Genomic DNA, 4,460 nt, shown 5'->3' with positions numbered 1-4,460 from the left:
ACGGAACCTCAAAGCCAAGCCCGCCACAACACTCTCCATTCAGTAAGTGTTGCGACCACCGCAAGAACCCAAGGATCGTTCGACGGGCCTCCGACGAGACGATTGTCAACGATTGAGTGATCGGTGCCCGGGCGGGGATGGGTGACCGGTCAGCGATCCAACGCTCCGTCGCTGACCGGCACTGAGGCGCGATTATGAAGTGCGGGCGTGGATGTGGCAGGGAGGGAGCTCGCGGCGACGCAGAGCAGCGCCAAGCCGAAGTTCACTGCGGTCTCCGTGTAGCCCGGGTGGGCGAAGACGGTGAAGGTTTCGATGATCAGAGTGATCGGCAGGACGACGAGCGGGGCGATCAGCAGAATCGCGGGGATACGGAAGTGGCGCCGGCGTATCAGCGCGAACCCCAGGACGATCGGCACGAGCAGGCTCACCGCGAATATGACGGTGACGAGAATCTCGTAGACACCGGACGTGTTGAACGTGGGGTCAACGATCACAATGCTGAACAGACCGGCGAAAAGTGCGAAACAGCCGATCAGGATCCACCGGAGCACTCTGACGAGCGGGCGTCCGCCGTCGATCGCGCGGCCGGACTGGATGAGCGCCGCGGCGAGGAGCGTGTACAGCACGGCGTGGAGGATGCCGATTATCGGCAGCAGGTACGGATGGGTCTCGGCGTCCAACCATGGACCCACCTGATCGGGATTGTTTGCGTTCCAGACGACGTCGAGCGCTATCAGCGCGGACAGCATGGCGGCCGCTGCAAGGGCGGCGAGGGGCAGTATCTTCACGATGAATCTCCTTTGCCTGTTCGCGGCATGAACATGCCGATCCCGTGATCGTCCACCCGGCACGCAGTACGCGGCATCCGGCCTGACGCTTCATCGACTGCCTACTAAGGCTCCAAGATGCTCACCTGAGGTCGGATGCGGCATCCCACCTGCGACGGATGCGGCCAGCCCGGCGCGGCAGTACGCTCCGGACATGAGGCTGCGTCGCCCCTCCCTCCCGGAGTCAGTGGTCGCCGCGCTGTGCGGCCTCTGGGTGGGTCTCTTCCTCGCCGCGGAGATCAGTGTGGCGATCCCTGTCGCGCTGGGCGCGGCGGGGCTCACCCTTGTCCTGCCGCAGCGGCCCGTGCTCGCTGGCGCAGCGCTCGCGCTGCCGCAATTGGGGCTTGCCATCATGCAGGTTACGAACGAAACCGCGGCAGCGCTGGCGCCCTTGATCCTCGTGGTCTACACCGTCGGTCGGCACGCTTCCCTGTGGCCGGGGATCGCCGTCGCAGCAGTGTTCCCTGTAGCCGCGCTAATCGAGGCGCTTGATCTCACCACGTTCCTGTTCGCAATTGTTGTCACGGGGTCGGTATACGCCTACGGGCGGGTCGTCCGACGTCGCGCCCGCGCAGCCGACGCGGCGCTGCTTGCCGCATCAGAGTTGCAGGCGACAGATGCCGCCGCCCTCACGATCCGCACGATCGCAGACGAGCGGGCCCGCCTGGGCGGGCAGTCGCTTGCCGTGCTGCGTGACTCGATCGCCGCGATGCGCAAAGACGCTACTGCTGCGGAGGCAGATCTCGACCCCGGCAGCATCGAATCCATCGCTGCCCGCGGCCGCCATGCCGTCACGGAACTGCGGTGGCTGCTCGGGCTCCTTAGGTCCGCGCCAGTGCCGGATCCACCGCCTGATTCCCCGCCTGACCGGCGTTGGGTGACTGACGCCGTCGTGGCGGCGGCCCTGATCGGGTTCGGCGCGCTCGAGATCTCCTTCGGTGAATGGGTCGTGCCGTCGCCTATGGTCTGGGGCACCGCCGTCGGCCTTCCGCTGTGTGTCGCCGTGAGGAGCAGATCGACGCCAACCGCTTGCGGGATGGCGGTGATCCTCGTCGGAGGGGCACTGCTGGCCGGCATCCAGCCGCTCGCGATCAGCATCGTTCCCGTGGCGTTGCTCGCGTGGTCGGTTGGCGCCACGTCGCGTCCTAGTGCCTGGGCGATGTTCGTTCCATTCGCTCTCGGAACGGTGGCGTGGTCCGCCGCCATCGCACCAGGCAACGCACCGTTCGCTGCGGCGCTCGTCGCCCTGCCGGCATTCGCCGGTCACGAGTGGTCGGCATACGATCGCGCCGGGCGGGTCGCCGCAGCGCGTGCAGAGAAACTGAGAGCCGACATCAACGCACGCATCGAGCTGGCACGGCGCGACGAGCGCTTGCGCATCGCGCGGGAGCTGCACGACGTGACCAGCCATGCGGTTGGCGTCATGGTGATGCAGGCGGCGGCCGCGCAGGCCCTTCGCCAGCGCGATCCCGCGGCCGCTCGGCAGGCTCTGCACGTTGTCCTCACGACGGCTGAGCAAGCCAGCACCGAACTGGAGATGATGTTCGACCTGCTCGAATCCGGAGCGATCGGCAGTCCCGGGCTGGCCAGAGCATCCCGTGAGCCCCTGCCCGTGCTCGTCCAGCGCCTCCGCGGCGTCGGCCTCGACATCACGCTCGAGCTGCCGCCCGTGCCCACGCAGTTCGACGACACCGTGTACAGGATCGTGCAGGAAAGCCTCACCAACATCGTGCGCCATTCAGACGCGCAGAACGTGCGTGTCACAGTGACAGTCGACGATCACGGGGTGAATGTGCTCGTCGCCGACGACGGTCGCGACACTGCCGACCGCGTTGGAGACACGGACGGAACCCGCTTCGGACTGGCCGGCCTCTCCGAGCGCGTGCAGGCGGCAGGAGGCACGCTCCGCGCCGGCCGCCACAGCGGTGGATTCTCCGTCGAAGCGACGCTGCCGTCCGAGCCGCAGGTGCACTCATGACGGCGCCCGATCTCATCCGTGTCGTGATCTGCGACGACCAGCACCTCATCCTGGGGGGCCTGCGGGCCGTCGTCGATGCAGAGCCCGACCTGCGGGTGGTTGCCGAGGCATCCGACGGCGCAGCAGCGGCGCGGGCCGCCGCCTCTTCGCGCGCCGACGTGGTGCTGATGGACATCAACATGCCGGGAGTCGACGGCATCCAGGGAGTCGGCCTGGTGACGGCAGCAAGGCCCGAGGCACGCGTGCTGATGCTGACGATGTTCGACCTCGACGAGTACGTCTTCGAAGCCCTCCGCGCCGGCGCGAGTGGATTCCTCCTGAAAACGACTCCCCCCGCGGAACTCGCGGCAGCGATCCGCGCGTGTCACGCCGGCGAGATGATGTTCGCGGCAACCGTGACTCGCCGGCTTGTCGAGGCGTACGTGCGTCACGCGCCCACGGCCAATGGCCTACCCCCTCGGCTGGCCATGCTCACCGACCGCGAGCTCGAGGTGTTCCTCGCGATCTCTCGCGGGCTGTCCAACGCCGAGATCGGCGCCGAACTGTTCATGGGCGAAGCCACCGTGAAGTCGCACGTCACCCGCATCCTCACAAAGCTCGGCCTCAGAGACCGAGTGCAAGCCGTTGTTCTCGCCTACGAGTGCGGAGTCGCGGGAGGCCCAAGCGGATCAGCATGAGCTGCCAGCGAATGACGAGACCGCCCCGGTTCGCATCCAGGGGAGACTCCGATGTGGACCTCGTCGAGCAGATCGAACCACGTCCGGACTGGCCACGTCACAGCACCATCGGATGACGTGAACAGCACCCCAAACCTCGCCTACTGCGGCACCACACTCGCCCTTTGAAGGACCGGCATTCGTACGGTGGTCGACTCTCGTGTGACCTAATTGCAGGGAGAGTACGGTGGTGCCCGTGGAGCGGCGAGTGAACTACGCGAAGCTGCCTTGGGACGACATCGTGAACCGCGCGAAGCGGGCACAAGGGAGTTGGATTCTTGGTGCCCAGGCTGTTCCCGAATCGGTGTTGCGCACGGTGCGCCAGGGGCGCAATAAGAAAGTCACCCGACTCGAAGGTCGACTGGTGCCGCGGGGGACGGCGGGTGCGAATACGCCGAACGGCGTGAAGGTTGTTGATCTATATGTGCGATGGGAGTGGACACCAGGCTTTGAGCCATCCACGCCGGACGCCATCGAGTTCAGCAAGCGAAGCGTCACCCTGCCGGTAACCGTTGCGGAGGCGGTCCGGAGTGCTGCTGCCGACCGGGGAGAGTCGGTGGATGACATCCTACCTCGGGCAATTGAGGAACTTGCGGTGCGGGGCACCACATACCGGGAACCTCCCCCGTCTCCCCCGTCGAGAATGACATTTCTTGTCAACGATGATTCGTGGGATAGGGCGCAGGACCGCGTTGAAGAGGTGGGTGTTTCGTTCGGCCCGGCGATGGTGCTCGCTGTACGTCGGCAGATCGGGCGTACCGGCCAAGCGGACGGCCCCTCATTGCGGTGATAAGGCTTTCGGTGACCGCGAGGAACGGTCGCACGATACCCCGGATGACGGCAAATGTGGCCGTTCAGCGACCGGCGGATTCAAGCGGTCATCGCAACAGCACGTCCCCGATGACTTCGTTGGGGGTTTGGAACTCTAGTCGTTTGCGT

Annotated in this window: 4 protein-coding genes; 3 read left to right on the top strand and 1 reads right to left on the bottom strand. The window is 66.1% G+C overall.

Going from position 1 to position 4,460, the window contains the following annotated elements; genetic code table 11:
• Nucleotides 1-149 precede the first annotated feature (149 nt).
• Nucleotides 150-788, bottom strand: coding sequence for a hypothetical protein (locus tag ACLQ2Q_RS22140; protein WP_425824051.1), 639 nt, complete (start codon nucleotides 786-788; stop codon nucleotides 150-152).
• A gap of 193 nt (nucleotides 789-981) precedes the next feature.
• On the opposite strand from ACLQ2Q_RS22140, the gene ACLQ2Q_RS22135 reads away from it, so the two are divergent.
• The 3 genes from ACLQ2Q_RS22135 (at nucleotide 982) to ACLQ2Q_RS22125 (ending at nucleotide 4,311) form a co-directional block, all read left to right on the top strand.
• Entirely contained in the window at nucleotides 982-2,805 is a 1,824-nt protein-coding gene (locus ACLQ2Q_RS22135) for a sensor histidine kinase (RefSeq protein WP_425824049.1), read from the top strand.
• Nucleotides 2,802-3,482 (top strand): response regulator, encoded by a 681-nt coding sequence (locus tag ACLQ2Q_RS22130; protein ID WP_425824047.1) that lies wholly within the window; start codon nucleotides 2,802-2,804, stop codon nucleotides 3,480-3,482. Before ACLQ2Q_RS22135 ends, ACLQ2Q_RS22130 begins: the two co-directional genes overlap by 4 nt.
• Nucleotides 3,483-3,729: 247 nt before the next feature.
• Nucleotides 3,730-4,311 (top strand): hypothetical protein, encoded by a 582-nt coding sequence (locus tag ACLQ2Q_RS22125; protein WP_425824045.1) that lies wholly within the window; start codon nucleotides 3,730-3,732, stop codon nucleotides 4,309-4,311.
• The last annotated feature ends 149 nt before the right edge of the window (nucleotides 4,312-4,460 follow it).

This window comes from Microbacterium sp. DT81.1 (assembly GCF_049844955.1).
GTDB lineage: Bacteria > Actinomycetota > Actinomycetes > Actinomycetales > Microbacteriaceae > Microbacterium.
Note: the sequence above shows the minus strand (reverse complement) of the source record. Positions and strands in the feature narration are given on the sequence as shown.

Coding starts and splice junctions, on each gene's coding strand:
- ACLQ2Q_RS22130 (WP_425824047.1), top strand. CDS start 2,802: ATGACGGCGCCCGATCTCATCCGTGTCGTGATCTGCGACGACCAGCAC.
- ACLQ2Q_RS22135 (WP_425824049.1), top strand. CDS start 982: ATGAGGCTGCGTCGCCCCTCCCTCCCGGAGTCAGTGGTCGCCGCGCTG.